Source organism: Lentzea sp. NPDC051838 (assembly GCF_040681245.1).
Taxonomy (GTDB): domain Bacteria; phylum Actinomycetota; class Actinomycetes; order Mycobacteriales; family Pseudonocardiaceae; genus Lentzea.
The window spans coordinates 219,096-236,067 of sequence record NZ_JBFAYI010000003.1; the positions used below are offsets into that span (position 1 = coordinate 219,096).

Annotated in this window: 18 protein-coding genes; 9 read left to right on the top strand and 9 right to left on the bottom strand. The window is 68.4% G+C overall.

What is annotated here, in order from left to right:
* Positions 1 to 56 precede the first annotated feature (56 nt).
* Positions 57 to 1,784, top strand: a complete 1,728-nt coding sequence (locus AB0M24_RS09985) for a DUF2264 domain-containing protein (RefSeq protein WP_363763616.1) — start codon at positions 57 to 59, stop codon at positions 1,782 to 1,784.
* On the opposite strand, the gene AB0M24_RS09990 is transcribed toward AB0M24_RS09985, so the two are convergent.
* The 3 genes from AB0M24_RS09990 to AB0M24_RS10000 all read right to left on the bottom strand — a co-directional run bounded on the left by AB0M24_RS09990 (position 1,766) and on the right by AB0M24_RS10000 (position 3,804).
* Positions 1,766 to 2,146, bottom strand: coding sequence for a methyltransferase domain-containing protein (locus AB0M24_RS09990; RefSeq protein WP_363763619.1), 381 nt, complete (start codon positions 2,144 to 2,146; stop codon positions 1,766 to 1,768). The two genes, AB0M24_RS09985 and AB0M24_RS09990, sit on opposite strands and share 19 nt — an antisense overlap.
* Positions 2,147 to 2,206: 60 nt before the next feature.
* The gene (locus AB0M24_RS09995) at positions 2,207 to 2,614 is read right to left on the bottom strand and encodes a VOC family protein (protein WP_363763622.1); all 408 of its coding nucleotides are present in this window, start codon (positions 2,612 to 2,614) and stop codon (positions 2,207 to 2,209) included.
* Between the two features lie 68 nt (positions 2,615 to 2,682).
* Positions 2,683 to 3,804, bottom strand: a complete 1,122-nt coding sequence (locus AB0M24_RS10000; RefSeq protein ID WP_363763625.1) for an acyl-CoA dehydrogenase family protein — start codon at positions 3,802 to 3,804, stop codon at positions 2,683 to 2,685.
* A gap of 118 nt (positions 3,805 to 3,922) precedes the next feature.
* On the opposite strand from AB0M24_RS10000, the gene AB0M24_RS10005 reads away from it, so the two are divergent.
* The gene (locus tag AB0M24_RS10005) at positions 3,923 to 4,585 is read left to right on the top strand and encodes a helix-turn-helix domain-containing protein (RefSeq protein WP_363763628.1); all 663 of its coding nucleotides are present in this window, start codon (positions 3,923 to 3,925) and stop codon (positions 4,583 to 4,585) included.
* On the opposite strand, the gene AB0M24_RS10010 is transcribed toward AB0M24_RS10005, so the two are convergent.
* Complete coding sequence (locus tag AB0M24_RS10010; RefSeq protein WP_363763631.1) at positions 4,542 to 5,480, bottom strand: hypothetical protein; 939 nt, start codon at positions 5,478 to 5,480, stop codon at positions 4,542 to 4,544. The genes AB0M24_RS10005 and AB0M24_RS10010 overlap by 44 nt on opposite strands.
* Positions 5,481 to 5,629: 149 nt before the next feature.
* Between AB0M24_RS10010 and AB0M24_RS10015 the strand changes: the two genes are divergently transcribed.
* Positions 5,630 to 6,076, top strand: coding sequence for a hypothetical protein (locus tag AB0M24_RS10015; RefSeq protein WP_363763634.1), 447 nt, complete (start codon positions 5,630 to 5,632; stop codon positions 6,074 to 6,076).
* Between the two features lie 300 nt (positions 6,077 to 6,376).
* On the opposite strand, the gene AB0M24_RS10020 is transcribed toward AB0M24_RS10015, so the two are convergent.
* Positions 6,377 to 6,754 carry a PH domain-containing protein gene (locus AB0M24_RS10020; protein ID WP_045314655.1) on the bottom strand — a complete coding sequence of 126 codons (378 nt, stop codon included), beginning with the start codon at positions 6,752 to 6,754 and terminating at the stop codon, positions 6,377 to 6,379.
* Between the two features lie 123 nt (positions 6,755 to 6,877).
* Between AB0M24_RS10020 and AB0M24_RS10025 the strand changes: the two genes are divergently transcribed.
* The gene (locus AB0M24_RS10025; protein WP_363763638.1) at positions 6,878 to 7,363 is read left to right on the top strand and encodes an SgcJ/EcaC family oxidoreductase; all 486 of its coding nucleotides are present in this window, start codon (positions 6,878 to 6,880) and stop codon (positions 7,361 to 7,363) included.
* Here the strand turns inward: AB0M24_RS10025 and AB0M24_RS10030 are convergent.
* Genes AB0M24_RS10030 through AB0M24_RS10040 form a run of 3 tightly spaced genes read right to left on the bottom strand, consistent with a single transcriptional unit; the run spans position 7,320 to position 9,757 of the window.
* Positions 7,320 to 8,588, bottom strand: coding sequence for a HAMP domain-containing sensor histidine kinase (locus tag AB0M24_RS10030; protein ID WP_363763641.1), 1,269 nt, complete (start codon positions 8,586 to 8,588; stop codon positions 7,320 to 7,322). The two genes, AB0M24_RS10025 and AB0M24_RS10030, sit on opposite strands and share 44 nt — an antisense overlap.
* The gene (locus tag AB0M24_RS10035; protein WP_363763644.1) at positions 8,585 to 9,238 is read right to left on the bottom strand and encodes a response regulator transcription factor; all 654 of its coding nucleotides are present in this window, start codon (positions 9,236 to 9,238) and stop codon (positions 8,585 to 8,587) included. The genes AB0M24_RS10030 and AB0M24_RS10035 overlap by 4 nt, the downstream gene beginning before the upstream one ends.
* A 9-nt stretch (positions 9,239 to 9,247) precedes the next feature.
* A complete protein-coding gene (locus tag AB0M24_RS10040) occupies positions 9,248 to 9,757 on the bottom strand; it encodes a DUF6886 family protein (protein ID WP_363763647.1) in 510 nt (169 codons plus the stop codon).
* Between the two features lie 18 nt (positions 9,758 to 9,775).
* Between AB0M24_RS10040 and AB0M24_RS10045 the strand changes: the two genes are divergently transcribed.
* Positions 9,776 to 10,795: a hypothetical protein gene (locus AB0M24_RS10045; protein ID WP_363763650.1), complete on the top strand. Its 1,020-nt coding sequence runs from the start codon at positions 9,776 to 9,778 to the stop codon at positions 10,793 to 10,795.
* Here AB0M24_RS10045 and AB0M24_RS10050 read toward each other — a convergent pair.
* Positions 10,788 to 11,237 carry a MarR family transcriptional regulator gene (locus AB0M24_RS10050; RefSeq protein ID WP_363763653.1) on the bottom strand — a complete coding sequence of 150 codons (450 nt, stop codon included), beginning with the start codon at positions 11,235 to 11,237 and terminating at the stop codon, positions 10,788 to 10,790. The genes AB0M24_RS10045 and AB0M24_RS10050 overlap by 8 nt on opposite strands.
* A gap of 59 nt (positions 11,238 to 11,296) precedes the next feature.
* On the opposite strand from AB0M24_RS10050, the gene AB0M24_RS10055 reads away from it, so the two are divergent.
* The 4 genes from AB0M24_RS10055 to AB0M24_RS10070 all read left to right on the top strand — a co-directional run bounded on the left by AB0M24_RS10055 (position 11,297) and on the right by AB0M24_RS10070 (position 16,918).
* The gene (locus tag AB0M24_RS10055; protein WP_363763656.1) at positions 11,297 to 12,415 is read left to right on the top strand and encodes a cytochrome P450; all 1,119 of its coding nucleotides are present in this window, start codon (positions 11,297 to 11,299) and stop codon (positions 12,413 to 12,415) included.
* Between the two features lie 402 nt (positions 12,416 to 12,817).
* Positions 12,818 to 13,795, top strand: coding sequence for an ABC transporter permease (locus AB0M24_RS10060; protein ID WP_363763659.1), 978 nt, complete (start codon positions 12,818 to 12,820; stop codon positions 13,793 to 13,795).
* Between the two features lie 16 nt (positions 13,796 to 13,811).
* Positions 13,812 to 14,789, top strand: coding sequence for an ABC transporter permease (locus tag AB0M24_RS10065; RefSeq protein WP_363763662.1), 978 nt, complete (start codon positions 13,812 to 13,814; stop codon positions 14,787 to 14,789).
* Positions 14,789 to 16,918, top strand: a complete 2,130-nt coding sequence (locus AB0M24_RS10070; RefSeq protein WP_363763665.1) for an ABC transporter ATP-binding protein — start codon at positions 14,789 to 14,791, stop codon at positions 16,916 to 16,918. The genes AB0M24_RS10065 and AB0M24_RS10070 overlap by 1 nt, the downstream gene beginning before the upstream one ends.
* Positions 16,919 to 16,972: the final 54 nt, after the last annotated feature.

Sequence of the window (16,972 nt, forward strand, 5' to 3'; positions counted from 1 at the left end):
GGAACGCGGGGGCGGATCGCGTGAGCGGTGCCGATGGAGACGAAGGAACGGATCGCATGAAGCTGCCCGACGACGACCGCACCCTCAGCCCCCACACCGGCCTGACCCGCGACCACTGGGGCGCCACCGCAGACGGCCTCCTCGACTCCGCCTGGCGCCATGCCTCCCCGGACCAGGCCTTCCTCGATCTGCCCGGCCGACCCTCGCGCAGCGGCGTGCGCAGCGACGGCCTGGAGGGCTACGCGCGCACCTTCCTCGCGGCCGCCTTCCGCACCGCGCACGGCGACGACCCGCACAACTGGCTGGAGCGGTACGCCGCCGGCCTCATCGCCGGCACCGCGGGGGAGTGGCCCGCGATCACCGACGTCGGCCAGCCCATGGTCGAGTCCGCCTCGGTCGCGCTGGGCTTGCGCCTGACCAAGCCGTGGCTGTGGGACAAGCTGTCCGAGGCCCAGCAGGACCGCGCGGAAGCCTGGCTCAGGGAGGCGTTGCGGCACGTCCCGGCGGCCAACAACTGGTACTTCTTCCCGTACACCGTGGCCGCGTTCCTGGAGGCGGCGGGCCGTGGCGATGACGAGACCGCGCAAGCCAAGAGCCGCGCGATGGAGCTCCTCCAAGGCTGGTACCGGGGTGACGGCTGGTACTCCGACGGCGACGGCCGCGCGTTCGACCACTACAACGGCTGGGCCCTGCACCTCTACCCCGCGCTGGACGCCCATCTGAGCAACGAGCCGATCACCACTCACCTCAAGGAACACCTGGCGAGCTTCCACCTGCTCTTCGGCGCGGACGGTGCTCCGATCTACTTCGGACGGTCGCTGACCTACCGGTTCGCGGCGGCATCGGCCGTCGCACTCGGCGCGGTCACCGGGGAGACACCGCTGAGGCCGGGCCACTCGCGGCACCTCATCAGCACCACGCTCCAGTACTTCCTGCGGAACGACGCACTCGAAGACGGCCTGCTCAGCCTCGGCTGGCACGGTCCGCACGAGGCCACCCTGCAGCCCTACTCCGGGCCCGCGTCACCGTACTGGGCGTCGAAGGCGTTCGTCTGCCTGCTCGCCGGACCGGATCATCCATTGTGGACCGCACCTGAAGAGAGCCAAGACGAAGACCTAACGCTTGCGCTACCCGGACCGGGCTTCCTCATCCAGCGGCACAACGGGGTCACCAGGCTGCACAACCACGGCAGCGATCACGTAAGGCCGTTCGAGGGCGAGTACGCGACCGAGGACGATCCGCTCTACAGCCGTTTCGCCTACTCGACGAGCACCGGGCCGACGTCCGCGAAGAACCCCGCCGACAACCACATCAGCCTGGTGGTCAGGGGCAGGCGGAGCGTGCGCAGGCGGATCCACCCGCTCGGCGCACGACACAACTGGGCGGCGTCGTGGCATCGGCCGGTGTTCGACGCGCACCAGCCGATGGTGCCCGGGCTGAGGATCGAGAGCGTCACGGCGGTGTGGGACGACCAGGAGCTGCGGATCCACCGCGTGATCGGTGCGCCGCCCGGCACGAGGGCGGAGCTGACCGGGTGGGCGACGGATCTGCCGTCACCGCTGCTGGCGATCCGGGGCTGGACCGGCGTCGAGTGGCAGACGGCGCCGCAGGGCACGGCGTTCGCGACAACGGCGAAAGTGCCGACGCTGACAGCCGATGTCGAGGGGACCGTGACGCTGGCGGCGGTCGCGGTCCTGAACGGCACGGTCGAGGACGCGGACTGGGACGCCCGCGTCGACGAGATCCTCAAAGCGACTCTCGACGCTCAGACCGGCACGTCGTAGAACGTGCACACGCGGGCACCCGGCGCGAGCCAGGGCTCCAGCAACGCGCGCGCCCGGTCCGGGTCGCGGTGGAACAGCCCGACTCGGACCGCGAAGACCAGGTCGAACCGCCGGTCGCCGAGGTTCATGTCCTCCAGCGACGCGATGAGGAACTCCGCCTTGCCCGACGCCACGTAGACGGCGTTGCGGCGGGTGGCGGCCTCGACCATCTTCGTGGACCTGTCGATCGCCGTGAGCGTGCCCGTGGACAGCAGCTGGCACACCATCGTGGCCGCGACCCCCTGGCCGCAGCCGATCTCCAGCACGCGGTCGCCAGGCCGGATCGCGAGTTGGTCGACCACACCGCGCAGACGCTCGCTCATGGTCCACATGATGCGTCAGCGCGGCGGGCGGGGCCACTACCGCGGCCCCGCCGAACCACCTCAGCCCAGGCCACCCAGGTTGACCATCCAGCTGATGCCGAACTTGTCGACGAGGTCGCCGTACTCGTCGCCCCACATCTGCTTCTCCAGCGGGGTACCGATCTTGCCGCCCTCGGCGAGCTTGGCGAAGTACTCCTTGAGCACCTCCTCATCACCCGAGAGGGAGACGGTGATGGTGTCGCCGGGGTTGTAGGGCATGCCGGGCGGCGTGTCGGAGGCCATGATCGTGTAGCCGGCGGACGTTTCCAGCTGCGCGTGCATGATCTGGTCGGCCTGCGGGGAGTCCTGCATGCCGAACTCGCCGAACGTGCTGATGTTCAGCTCGCCGCCGAAGATCGACTGGTAGAACTCCATCGCCTGGCGGGCCGAGCCGTCGAAGCGCAGGTACGGGTTGAGGCGAGTTGCCACCGGAATCGCTCCTTCGAAAGAGACGGACCCGAATCCTCGCAAACCCTTGGCACACCTACAACTTGAACTTACTCCGTTACTCCCGGATCACCCTGTGCGACCTTGCCCGCGTACATGAGTGTGGCTTCAGGGGTGAGCGGGTGGAACGTGCCGGCGCGCACGTCGCGGTAAGCGCGTTCCAACGGTGAACGCTTGAAGAACGACCGTCCACCCAGGACCTCCATCGCGATGTTCACGACCTCGACCGCCTCCACGACGGCCTGCCGCTTCGCCGTCATCACGGTCACCGTCGACTCGGCGTTGGCCGTGTAGTCGGAGCCGAGCTCGTCGATCGCGCCCATCAGCGACCACCACGCGGTGCGCAGCTTGTAGTCCATCAACCCGATGGACCTCGTGGCGTTCTTCGACGTCGTCTTCACGGCCACGTCCCGCGCACCGGCGGCGATGCCGAAGTACGTCGCCCCGCACACCGGCGCGAAATGCACGACCGCAGCGAACAGGGGTGCGCCGAACTCGCCGTACGGACGGCGGGCCGCGATCTTGTCGGCCGGGATGAACACGTCCTCCAGCACGACGTCGTGGCTGGCCGTGCCGCGCATGCCGAGCGTGTCCCAGGTTTCCTCGATGCGCACACCGTCGGCGTTCAGCGGCGCGCTGAAGTGCAGCACTTCCTCACCCAGCACCGCGGAGGTCGCCACGACGTTCGCGCGCGGCGACTGGCTGCAGAACGTCTTGCGCCCGTTGACCAGGAACCCGCCGTCGACCTGCGTCGCGGTCGTCGTCGGCCACAACCAGTCCGAACCGCCGCTCGTCGCGATGACCAGGCCTTCCGCCGCGACCCGCCGCAGCACACCCTCGGCGTCCGGCGCGCCCTTGCGTCTGCGATATCCCTGCATCAGCGTCAGATACAGGTGCATCGTGACGGCCAGCGCGGTCGCTCCGTCGTGCCGGGCGAGCTCGGCCTGCGCGTAGCAGACCTGGCGCATCGTGGCGCCGAGACCGCCCAGCTCCTCGGGTACGGCCAACGCCAGGTAGCCCTCCTCGCGCATCGCCTCGTACGCCTCGGTCACGAACGTCGCGTCGCGGTCGTGCTCGGGCGCGTGCTTCGCCGCGATCGCGCCGATGCGGGCGGCCATCTCGACGAACTTCGCGTCGTCGTCCCTGATGACGGTGGGGTATGTGCTGGTCACTCGGGGTGTTTCAAGAGTTGTCATGAGACGAAACTAGGAACGCGCAAGCCCCGCGGGTAGTTCTGAAAGTGAACCGGACGGCGGTAACGAATCACCCGCCGAGGCGGAGACTCCTCCTGTGAGGACCTACGCGCAGTACTGCCCGATCGTCCGCGCCGTCGAGGTGCTGGGCGACCGGTGGACGTTGCTGATCGTGCGGGACATGCTCGTCGGTGCCTCGCGCTTCAACGAGCTCTCCCGCGGCCTGCCGGGACTGTCCCGCGCCCTCTTGTCGAGAAGGCTCAGGCAGCTCGCCACCGCCGGTCTCGTCCAGCGCACCGGCGACGGCTACACGCTCACCCCGTCCGGGGAAGCGCTGCGGCCCTTGGTGTTCGGTCTCGCCGACTGGGGCGCGCGGTACGCGTTCGGCGACCCGCGGGCCGACGAGCTCGACCCCGAGGTGCTGATGTGGTGGATGCACGGCCGCATCGACACCGGCGCGCTGAGCCGCCGCGCCAACATCGAGATCCGCATGACCGACCGGCGCCGCACGTTCTGGCTCGTCGTCGAACCCGGTGACGCCTCCGTCTGCTACACCGACCCCGGCCTGGAGGTCGACGCGGTGCTGGCGTCCGACATCGCCACGCTCTACCGGATGTGGGAGGGCGAGGTCGAGCTGCTCGACGCCGTGCGGGCGGGGACGATCGAGCTGACCGGGCCGCGCTGGGTCGTGCGCGGTCTGCCGGACTGGCTGAAGCTCAGCCCTGTCGCCGAGTACGTGCGGGCGGCTCGTGCCACGTGAGCTCGCCGAGCTCGGCGAGCATCTCCTGGGCCTCGCGGTCCGCTGACAGCTGCACCGCGAGGTCGGCGTGCTTGAACGCCTCGGGGTAGCGGGCCTGGGTGATGAGCTTGCGCGCCCGTTCGACGTGCATCGCGGCCATCGCCTTGGCCTTGTCCTTCAACAGCGGGTGCTTGCTGAAGATCCACGGTTCGGCGTGCAGGATCTCCGTGCCGCGCTCGTGCAGCAGCGCCGCCAGTGACCTGTGCTGGCCGAGCCGGTCGTGCAGGTGCGCGGCCGCCGCCGGATAGCCGTTGCGCGCGTACCAGTGCGCTGCCGCCTGGTGGTCGACCTGCGCCGGCGGCACCGACTCCGCGACGGCCGGCACGATCCGCCCGTGGACGAGCACTCCGAGCCTGGTCAGCTCCTTGATCGCCAACGGGTCCACGCCCAGTTCGACGCACAACGCGCGCCGGACCGGGCCGAGGCGGGCGAACGTGGCGATGAGGTGCCGTGCCGGGGCCGACAACGCCGGCAGGACCGTCACCAGCACGTACGACTCGTGGTCCGGCCATCGGTGCGCCAGCGCGGGCCAGCCGAGCGTCTCGCGGTAGACCTCGGGCACCACCGCGGCCTCGGGCAGCTTCAGCTCGGCAGGCCCGATCTGCTCGGCGTTCTCCCACTCGAACGGCGTGCGCGTGATCAGCGTGACCTGGTCGCACGGCGTGTGTTTGAGCCACTCGCGCAGCTCGTCGCGTTCGATCGACGGCTCGTCCAGCACGACCTGCGGCGCCCACCTGCGCGTCCGGATGAAGTCCGCCGCCGCTTCCCCCTCACACCACCGCGCCTGTCTTGCTCTTCGTCGGACGCTTTCCGTCTTGCCGTAGCCGGGCGCTGCCGCCACCACCGTCAACCTCACCACTGAACAGAGGCGCTGACCTGGCCGTGGATATGGGCGAACCGGGTGACGCGGAACTTTTCCAAGATTTTTTGGCGGGCTTGTCGATCCGGGGTCGTGCCCGTTCGACGCATCAGTGGAAGGACACCACAGCCCAGGAGGAACCTGACATGACCGCCACGACCGTCACCGCCGCCACTGCTTCTACCGCGACCCGCAAGTTCGCCGTCGGCCGCTACGCCACGATCGTGACCCGCGTGCTCACCGGCCTGCTGTTCGCCACGACCGGCCTGAACGGGTTCCTGATGTTCATGCCCGCACCGGATCCGAGCACGATGGCGCCGGCCGGGGTGGCGTTCAGCGGAGCGCTCTACGCCACCGGCTACATGCTGCAACTCGCGTCCGGAGTGCAGCTGCTGTCCGGAATCCTGTTGCTGGCAGGGCGTTTCGTTCCGCTGGCGCTCGCGATGCTCGCCCCGATGGTCGTGAACATCTTCCTGTTCCACGTGTTCCTGGAGCCGTCCGGCCTCGGCATGGCGCTGTTCGTCGTCGCCGCCGAGCTCGGCCTGGCGTGGGCGTACCGCGACAAGTTCCGCGGCATGCTGCAGTACCGCTAAGTCCCCCAAGCGAAATCCCCCGCGGGCCACGTGCCCGCGGGGGATTTTTCTTTGCCCAGACTGGATTTCCTGCTCTGCGATGTCGAAACGCGGCGGTCTGGTTCGACGTATCTGTAGAGGCCGGAAACGTTGGAAGGGAACGGAAATGTCCACCACCCGCTGCGCCACCGTCATCACACGAGTGCTGGTTCGCAGCAGGTTCGCGCCCGCCGTTCTGACCCTGCTGAACGTCCTGCTGGACACCAGCCACGTCGTCACCGCGCTGCTGCTGGCGCTGGCCGAGATCGCCGTCTCGGTCGGCTACCGCGCCACGAACGCCGCCAGCAGCGCCTGCACCTCGTACACGTCGACTCCCTTGCCGAACTGCTTGGAGATCGGCACGTCGTGCGACGACACCCAGATCTTGAGCTCCGCGTCCAGGTCGAAGTGACCGGCGGTCTCCACGGAGAACTGCGTGATCGCCTTGTACGGCACCGAGTGGTACTCGACCTTCTTGCCCGTCATGCCCTGCTTGTCGACCAGGATCAGCCGCCGGTCGGTGAACAGGAACGAGTCGCGCACCAGCTGGTACGCCGCGTGCAGCTGTTCCCCCTGCGCCAGCAGCCTCCCGAACTCCTTCGCAGCCGCGCGAGGGTCGAGCTTCGACGCGTTCCCCATCATCCCGCTGAGAAGTCCCATGTCTCCACGTTTACCAGGCTTGCGGAAACTTTGGCCGCTCCTTGTCCGTCTCTTGTCCGGGCGCTTCCCCTCCTAACCCGAAAGTGGATGTCAACAGCCACTCGATCGGGGATGAGGATGACGATGCGCAAGCAGCTTGTTGGGGTCACCGCACTGGCCGCGACCGCCCTGCTGGTGACCGGATGTGCCAGCAACGCCGCTGAGGCGCCGAAGTCGGACGTCATGCCGACGACGGACCAGATCAAGGCGCTGTTCGCCGACTGGAACAACGCCCTCGCGACGGGTGACCCCCAGAAGGTGGCCGACCGCTACGCTCCGAACGCGGTCCTGCTGCCGACGGTGTCGAACCAGGTCCGGTCGACCAGGGCCGAGATCGTCGACTACTTCGAGCACTTCCTGCAGAACAAGCCGAGCGGCACGATCCTCGACTCGCACGTCGCCGTGCTCGACCCGAAGGACGCGATCGACGCCGGCACCTACCGGTTCGCGCTCACCAAGGACGGCAAAGCGACCACTGTGGACGCCCGCTACACGTTCGTCTACGAGAAGATCGACGGGAAGTGGCTCATCGTGAACCACCACTCGTCGGCGATGCCGGAGCAAGTCTGACCCGCACGCACAACCCGCCACCGGAAGCGGCTTCGAGGGTGACCGACCCGCCGTCGTCGGTGACGAGCTGCTTCACGATCGCGAGGCCGAGCCCGGACCCTCCCTTGCCGGTCAGCCCCTGACCGCGCCAGAACCGGTCGAACGCCCGCGCTCGATCCGCGTCCGCCAGTCCAGGCCCTGCGTCGATCACCTCGACCAGGCCCGGCCGGGTGGTGCGGACGAGGATCGTGCCGCCGTCCGGGGACACCTCCAGCGCGTTGGACAGCACGTTGTCCAGCACCTGCTCGAGGTGCCCCGGCGTGGCGAGCACGCGGATGTCGAACCCTTCGCTGACCAGCGAGATCGAGCGTTCGTCTGCCGCCGCGCGCCACGCCGTGAACCGTTCGGCGACGACGTCCAGCACCTGCACGGGTTCGGGGTGCGCGACGTTCGCCTCGGCCCGTGCCAGCGCGAGCAAACCGTTGACCAGCCTCGACATCCGCACGACCTCGGCCGTCGCCATCTCGACGTCTTCGCGCACGTGCGGGTCGTCGACGCCGTCCGCCACGTTGTCGAGCGACAGCCGCAGCGCGGTCAGGGGAGTCCTGAGCTGGTGCGAGGCGTCGCCGATGAACGCGCGCTGCGACCCGACGAGCGTGCCGATGGTTTCCGTGGCGGTGTTGAGCGTCCGGGCCAGCGTGCGGGTCTCGGGCGGCCCGGTCTCCTCGGCCCGTGCGGTCAGGTCGCCGTCACGGAGCTTCGCCGCCATGCCGTTGAGCTCCCGGAGCGGCCTCGTGACCCGGCGCGCCAGCCACAGTCCGAGGAACGCCGCCACGATCAGCACACCCACCGCGAGCAGGGCGCGGAAACCCCAGATCTGCCACAGCCTCTGCGTGATCGGATCGTCCGGATAGGACAGCCGGATCGCGCCCACGACCGTGCCGTCCGGTTTCTTGGCCTGAACGGTGAGCTTCAACCCCTCGGAATCCCAGTCCACGTTGTCGGGTTCCGGTCCGAGCACGTCGATGTTGCCGGGCGTCTGCCGCTCGTAGGCGTCGATCAGAGCGCTCAACGATCGCGAGTCGCCCGAGGCCAGCAGCAGCGCCGCGGTCTCGGCCTCCCGGCGCGCGGTGTTCTCCGCGTCCCCGTACAGCTGGTTGTTCAACGTGAACGCGACCGGCACGGTGAACGCCGCGATCGCCACCGCGACCAGCAGCACGTAGCTCCAGACGAGTTGGCGGATCACGTGAGCACCAACCGGAATCCCACACCGCGCACGGTCTCCAGCGACGCCGCGTCACCGAGCTTGCGCCGCAGCACCCCCACGTGCACGTCCAACGTCTTGGTGGGGCCGAACCAGTTCTCGTCCCACACCGCCTCCATGATCTGCTCGCGGGTGAACACCGCGCCCGGCTCCTCGGCGAGGAACACCAGCAGGTCGAACTCCTTCGGCGTGAGCTCCAGCTCCGCGCCGTCGAGGTGCACCCTGCGCCCGCGCCGGTCGATCCGCACCCGCCCGTGCTGCTCGGGCTCCTTCAACGCGGGCTGGGACCGCCGCAGCACCGCACGCATACGGGCCACGACCTCCCGCACCCCGAACGGTTTGGTCACGTAGTCGTCGGCGCCGATCTCCAGCCCGACCACCCGGTCGACCTCGTCGGACCGCGCGCTGATCACGATGATGGGCACGTCCCCGCGCGCCCGCAGCTCGCGGCACACGTCGAGGCCGTCCATGTCCGGCAGCCCCAGATCGACCAGGACGAGCGCGAACTCCTCGGCCGTCGCCAGCGCCTCGGCGCCGGTCAGCACCCACCGCACCTCGAAGCCGTAGCGGGACAGCCCGCGTGTGAGCGATTCCGCGATCGGCTCGTCGTCCTCCACCAGCAGCACCCGCATGGGCGCTGATCATTCCACTGAACGAGCCAGGGCGTTCCTCAACCGGATGCCGCTCCACCCGAGGGACGTCTCCGTCACCGCGTCCCAGAACGGCCAGAGGTTCGGCAGCACCCGCAGCGAGATTCCGGCTTCCTCGTGCAGCGCGAACAGATCACCCACGCGTTCCGGGGGACCGAGCGGGACCACCGGCTCGACCGCGACGTGCGCGTTGTCCCCCAACTGCCCGAACACGTCCGCGGGCAGCCGGTACGCGTACAACGAGACCGTCCGCATCCGTTCCAGCCACCCGTACTCGACCGCGTGCACCCGCCCACCGCAGCCGGGCCCGATGATCCGCTCGCGATCCTCGGCCGAGCTGTCGGAGGTCACCCACGCCATCGCCCGCGGGCACTGGCGCGGAAACCAGTAGTCGGGGGACCGGGCGAAGCCGACCGCCCACACGTACTTCTCCAGCGGCACGAACCGCGTGATCGACGGATCTTCGGAAAAGTGCAGTACCTGACCGGGTTCGGGCCGCATGTGGTCATACTGGCCCGCATGCGGAGGCTGACGCTCGCGGTTCTGCTGGTCCTCACCGGCTGTTCGCCGTCCACGAACGACGGCGCGGCGTTCACCGCCGTCGACCTCACGGCGACGCCGGAAGCCCTGGCCACGCACGGCGACAGGCTGATCATCGGCACCCGCCCGTCCGACCACCCGGAACTCGTCACCCGCACCAAAGACGGCACCCTGACCAACTCACGCCTCACCCCGGCGACCCCGTACGGCAAGGAAGCCCACTGGTACGGGATCGTCTCCGACGGCACCACGATCACAGGTGTCGGCGGCGAACGCGGCGGCGCGCACGGCAACGTCCGGTGGAGCGCGTGGACCGGCGACACCAGCCAGATCGTCGAGAAACCGCAGGCGTTCAGCACGTTCGGCGGCTACGGCGCCGGCGAGCTGATCGGTCCCGCCCGCACGGCCCAGGGCCCGCTGATCATCGGCACCTGGCAGAGCGACAAGGCCGGACTCGACCTCGCGATGTGGACCTACGCGGCCGACACGTGGAGCCGGCAACCGTCCGCCGGCACGGTCCTGGAGAGCTCGCAGGACCTCCTGCGGTTCCCGCTCGCCGTGACGCAGAACGGCGACAACGTCCTGGTCGTCGGCTGGCAGACCGGCAAGGGTCAGGTGAGCGCCGCGGTCTGGCAGTTCGACGGGAAGACCTGGACCACCGCGACCCTCCCGGACGGCGACGCCGCGCTGGCCGCCCGGTGCTGGGAAGGCACCTGCCACGTCGTCGGCCGCAGCAAGGGCAAGCTCGCCTGGTGGAGCGGCCCGGACTGGAAGAAGCTGACCACACCGGACATCCCGGTCGGCGACGACCAGATCCTCGCCGCACCCGTTCCCGTCAACGGCGTCCCGACGCTGTTCATCGACCACAACGGCGTGAAGCTCGTGTCCGAAAAGGACGAACGCCCCGCCGGCGGCCCGACAGGCGCCGTCACGGCCGCGGAACGAGTGGGCGACCAGGTGTTCGTGATCGCGGGCGGAAGGCTCTGGCGCCTCACCTAGACAGCAAGGCCCGCAACGTCTCCAGCCCGTCCAGCACGGCTTTCCGCTCGGCGGGCGAGGCCGCGTCCAAAGCGCGCGTCAGCCGTCCGTACGGACCCTCGGAGATCTCCCGCGTGTAGCCCTGCACCGGTTCGGTCACCTGCACCCGCGTGAACCGGCGGTCGTTCACGTCGACCTCCCGCGTCACGAGTCCGCGTGCCTGCAGCCGGTCCACGATCCCCGACGTCGTGGAGTGCGACAGGCTCAACCGCCGCGCCAGCTCGGTCACCGTCGCGGATCCCTCGGTCACCAGCGACCTGATCAGCTCGATCTGCGGCGCCGTCAGTCCGCTGCGCGCCTGGTCACCGGTCGGTTCGATCGACGTCGTCAGGAGCTCCTGCCGCAACGCGCGCAAGTGCGCCATGACGGCTTCCGCGTCCCGGAAAGCGGTGTTGTCGACCATGGCCGGAGTGTACGTTGGACACGACGCGTCGTATGCGACGGATCTAGGGGGACGTAAAGATGATCAAGAAAGTGACCACGCCGGCGGGCGACCCTGCCTGGCTGGTGACCGACTACGACCAGGTCAAGACGTTGCTCGCGGACCGCAGGCTCGGCCGCGGCCACCCGGACCCCGACAACGCCCCGAAGTTCACCGACTCCGTGCTGCTCGGCAAACCGCACCAGGCGACGGCGGAGGAGGAGAACGAGCGCCACACCTGGATGCGCAGGATGCTCGCGCCGTCGTTCTCCGCCAGGAACATGGAACTGCTGCGCCCGCGGGTCCGGCGCCTCGCCGACGACCTGCTCGACGACCTCGTGCGGCAGCCCCAGCCGGCCGACTTCCACGAAGCGGTGTCGTTCCAGCTGCCCGTACTCGTGATCTGCGAACTGCTCGGCGTCCCGTACGAGGACCGGGAAACGTTCCGCCGCTGGTCAGAGGCAATGAGCACGCTCGGCGACCGCCGGAAATCCGAAGAAGGTTTCACGAACCTCTGGACCTACATGGGTGAACTCGTCGAACGGAAGAAGAAGGAACCGGGCGACGACGTCATCACCCGTCTCATCGAAGGGACACCACCCGGACAGGAAGAAGTGATTGCGCAGCTCAGCGCGGGTTTGCTGTTCGCGGGACATGAGACAACGGTCGCGGTCATCGACCGCGGCGTGATGTTGCTGAGCATCAACCCCGACCAATGGGACGCACTCAGCAAAAACCCCAACGACATCCCGAACGCCGTAGAAGAAATCCTGAGGCACCGCTCGCCCGCGTCTCAACGTCCGGAAGACTCCGGCATGCCCCGCTACGCCATGGCCGACATCGAGATCGACGGCGTCCGCATCCCGTCCGGCGACCTGGTCCTGCTCGGCATCGACCAGGCCAACCACGACGAGATCCGGTTCCCGCAGCCGCACGCGTTCACGTCGCGCGAGGCCAACCCGCACCTCACGTTCGGTCACGGCCCGCGGTTCTGCATCGGCGCACCCCTCGCCAGGGTCGAGCTGACGGAGGTCTTCGGCGCCCTCGTAACGCGATTCGAGACGTTCGGCCTAGCGGTCGACGTGGCGCAGCTCACCCTCCGGACGGAGCAGCTCGTGGGCGGGGTGGCGCAGCTCCCGGTGCGCTGGACGGACGCCTGACCTGGTCCGCATCGGTAAAGTAACCGTGCACGTCTGAGGCGCTCCCCAGCGTGATGGCCCGTTTCTGATCACATTGCGCTGCTTGTCCCACATCTTCCGGTCATTGCATTCACCCGTATGCGGCATGTCCATCCGTGCCGAGACAGAACTTCACGGGGAATTACAGCGATCCGGACGCACAATGGTCACGCTTGGACACACAATCGCCGAGAGTCAACTGTTGATGGCGCAGATCGGCCGTCCATTCCGCCACGCATGGGTGACTATGGCCCGGTCAGTGGGCCCTCGCCTAATGGTGGGGGTGGGCGGCGGTCCGCCAGATCGGCGGTTAATCTCTTGCAACTCGTCCACTGCAATCCAGTGCGCCGACGTCGCAACCACCGGGGAGAGGACTGAACACGGGTGGCCGGATTTCTGTTGCGGCGGTTGGTCAACTACGTGGTGCTCGCCCTAGTGGCGACGTTCCTCGCGTTCACGTTGGCCTCCGCCACCTTTGACCCGATCGGGGTGCTGCAACAACGCAACCCGCCGCCACCGGCAGCGTCGATCGAGCAGAAGAAACGAGACCTGCACCTCGACCAGCCGATCCCGCAGCGGTTCGTGACCTGGATGAGCGGTGTGGTCCAGGGCGACTTCGGTCAGACGATCGTCGACCGCCCGATCACCGACGAGCTGGGCCGGCGCATCGGCGTGAGCCTGCGGCTGTTCCTGCTCGGCATCACGCTCGGCATCGCGTTCGGCGTGCTGATCGGCGTGATCAGCGCGATCAGGCAGTACAAGTTCAGCGACTACTTCGCGACCCTGTTCTCCTTCATATTGCTGTCGACGCCGGTGTTCGTGCTGGGCACGCTGCTCAAGATGGGTGCCCAGGGCATCAACGACTCGATCGGCTCCAACGTGCTGATCTTCGTCGGCGAGGAGACCCCCGGCTTCCAGGGCAACTGGTTCGAGCACCTCGGCGACCGGCTGCAGCACCTGATCGTGCCGACGCTCGCGATCGCGCTCGGCCAGATCGCCTACTACAGCCGCTACCAGCGCTCGTCGATGCTCGACGTGCTCGGCAGCGACTTCCTGCGCACCGCCCAGGCCAAGGGTCTGACCCGGCGCAAGGCGTTGATGAAGCACGGCCTGCGCACCGCGCTGATCCCGATGGCGACGCTGTTCGCGTTCGGTTTCGGCCTGCTGGTCGTCGGCGGCACGTTCACCGAGCGGATCTTCGGCTGGTTCGGCATGGGTGACTGGCTGGTCACCGGCATCTCGGCGCAGGACACGAACATCACGGCCACGGTGACGCTGTTCGTCGCGGTGTGCGTGCTGTTCTCCGGCTGGCTCGCCGACGTGCTGTACGCCGCGCTCGACCCCCGAATCCGTGTGAACTAGGCAAGGTGACGACGACGTGACCGTGATCCTCAACGAGGGCGACTCCGCGGGAACCGCCGGCGCCGCCTCGGGCAGCCCCGTCGACGCGGCGCCCGAACCGGGCAAGGCGATGACGCGCGGCCGGTTGGTGTTCATCCGCTTCATGCGCAACAAGCTGGCGCTGGTCGGCCTGGGCATCATCGTGGCGATGTACCTGCTGGCGTTCCTCGGCCCGCTGCTGACGAGCTGGTCCTACGAGGACCGCGACTACGCGGCGTTCCTGCAGCCGCCCTACGCCGACCACATCTTCGGCACCGACAAGATCGGCACGGACATGTTCGCGCTCACCATGCGCGGACTGCAGAAGTCGCTGATCATCGGTCTGCTCGTGGCGCTGATCTCGACCACCGTGGCCGCGATCGTGGGTGCGACCGCCGGCTACTTCCTCGGTGTCGCCGACAAGGCGCTCATGTGGGTGGTCGACCTGCTGCTCGTGTTGCCGTCCTTCCTGATCATCGCCATCCTCAGCCCGTGGTTCCGGGGCAAGTCGTGGTGGCTGCTGGTGCTGATGCTGGCGGCGTTCCAGTGGATGATCACCGCGCGCATCGTGCGCGGTATGACGCTGACGCTGAAAGAACGCGAGTTCGTGAAGGCGGCCAAGTTCATGGGCCAGCCGGCGCGGACGATCATCGCCAAGCACATCGTGCCCAACATGGCGTCGCTGCTGATCATCGACGCCACCATCAACGTCGGTTCCGCCGTGCTCGCCGAGACGGGCCTGAGCTACTTCGGGTTCGGCGTCCAGTCGCCCGACGTCTCGCTCGGCACGCTGATCGGTGGCAACGCCGAGTCCGCGACCACCTTCCCGTGGCTGTTCCTGTTCCCGGCGGGCTTCCTCGTCGTGTTCGTGCTGGCGGTGAACTGGGTCGGCGACGGTCTGCGTGACGCGCTCGACCCCACCTCCACGCGCGTGCGCCGCAAGGAGAAGAAGGACACCAAGGAGAAGGCCGCCTGATGACCACCTCGGAGCTCCAGTTCGACACGCCGACCGATCGTGTCGTCGAGGGACCGGTTCTGCAGGTCGAAGACCTCCACGTGTCCTTCCCCAGCGAGGCCGGCCGCGTGCAGGCCGTGCGCGGGCTGACCTACGAGGTCTCGCCCGGCGAGGTGCTCGGCATCGTCGGCGAGTCCGGCTCTGGCAAGTCCGTGTCGTCGCTCGCGGTCATGGGCCTGCTGCCCGACTCGGCGCGCATCACCGGTTCCATCAAGTTCCAGGGCCGCGAGCTCATCGGCCGCACCGACACGGACCTGTCGAAGATCCGCGGCCGGCGCATCTCGATGGTGTTCCAGGACCCGCTGTCCGCGTTGACGCCCGTCTACACCGTCGGCGACCAGATCGCCGAGGCGATCCTGGTGCACCGCGGCGGCGCGGTGTCCAAGTCGGCGGCGAACAAGCGCGCGGTCGAGCTGCTCGACCTCGTCGGCATCCCGAACGCCGCCGAGCGCGCCAAGGCGTTCCCGCACGAGTTCTCCGGCGGCATGCGGCAGCGCGCGGTGATCGCGATGGCGATCGCCAACGACCCGGACCTGATCATCGCCGACGAGCCGACCACCGCGCTCGACGTGACGGTGCAGGCCCAGGTGCTGCAGCTGCTCGAGACCGCGCAGGAGGTCACCGGCGCGGGCATCGTGATCATCACCCACGACCTCGGCGTCGTCGCCGGGTTCGCGGACCGGCTGATGGTCATGTACGCGGGCAGGGCCGTCGAGACCGGCAAGGTCGACGAGATCTACCAGCAGCCGCGCATGCCGTACACGCTCGGCCTGCTCGGCTCGATCCCGCGGCTCGACGTCAGCGAGAAGCAGGCGCTCGTGCCGATCAAGGGCAACCCGCCGTCGCTCACGGACCTTCCCCCGGGATGTCCGTTCGCGCCGCGCTGCCCGATGGTCGTCGACGCCTGCCACACCGCAGAGCCGCCGCTGATCGAGGTGGACGGTTCCGCCGAGCACCACGCGGCGTGCATCCGCACCGGTGAGATCGCCGCGTCCGACGCCGAGGGTGCCGAGGCCGCTGTCGAGATCTTCGGCGCCGAGGTCGCCGAGGACGCGGAGATCGCGAAGATCCCGCGCGAGCAGCGCGAGACCGTGCTGGAGCTCGACAAGCTGGTCAAGGAGTACGCGGTCAACAAGGGCGTGGTGTTCAAGCGCCGCGTCGGCACCGTGCACGCCGTGGACGGCATCTCGTTCGACATCCGCGAGGGCGAGACCTTGGGTCTCGTCGGCGAGTCGGGCTGCGGCAAGACCACGACGCTGATGGAGATCCTCGGTCTCGAGAAGCCCATGGGCGGCGAGATCTCCGTGCTCGGCACCAACGTGTCGTCGCTGAACAACAAGCGCCGCTTCGAGATCCGCCGTGACATGTCGGTCGTGTTCCAGGACCCGATGGCGTCGCTGGACCCGCGCCTGACGATCAACGACGTGATCGCCGAGCCGATGCAGGTGCACGGCTACAGCAAGGACGAGATCAACCGGCGGGTGCCGGAGCTGATCCGTCTCGTCGGCCTGCGTCCCGAGCAGCTGTCGCGCTACCCCGGTGAGTTCTCCGGCGGTCAGCGGCAGCGCATCGGCATCGCCCGCGCGTTGGCGTTGGAACCGAAGCTCGTCGTGCTCGACGAGCCGGTGTCCGCTTTGGACGTCTCCATCCAGGCGGGTGTCATCAACCTGCTGGAGGAGCTGAAGTCCAAGCTCGGACTGGCCTACCTGTTCGTGGCCCACGACCTGTCCGTCGTGCGGCACATCGCGGACCGGGTGGCCGTCATGTACCTCGGGAAGATCATCGAGATCGGCGAGGTGGACGCGGTGTTCGAGGCACCTCGCCACCCGTACACGCAGGCACTGCTGTCGGCGATCCCGATTCCCGACCCCGTCAAGGAACGCCAGCGGGAGAGGATCATCCTCACCGGCGACCTGCCGAGCCCGGCGAACCCGCCGTCCGGCTGCCGTTTCCGCACGCGGTGCTTCCTGCACGCGCAGCTGCCTCCCGAGAAGCAGCGGCAGTGCATCGAAGTCGAACCGCTCCGCGAAGTCCAGGCCGACGACCACGAGGCCGCCTGCCACTTCGCTCAGATCCGTCAGGTCCTCTGATGCATCCGTCGCCTCAGACGACCTGCGAGCACGAAGGAACAGTGTCCCCGGCAA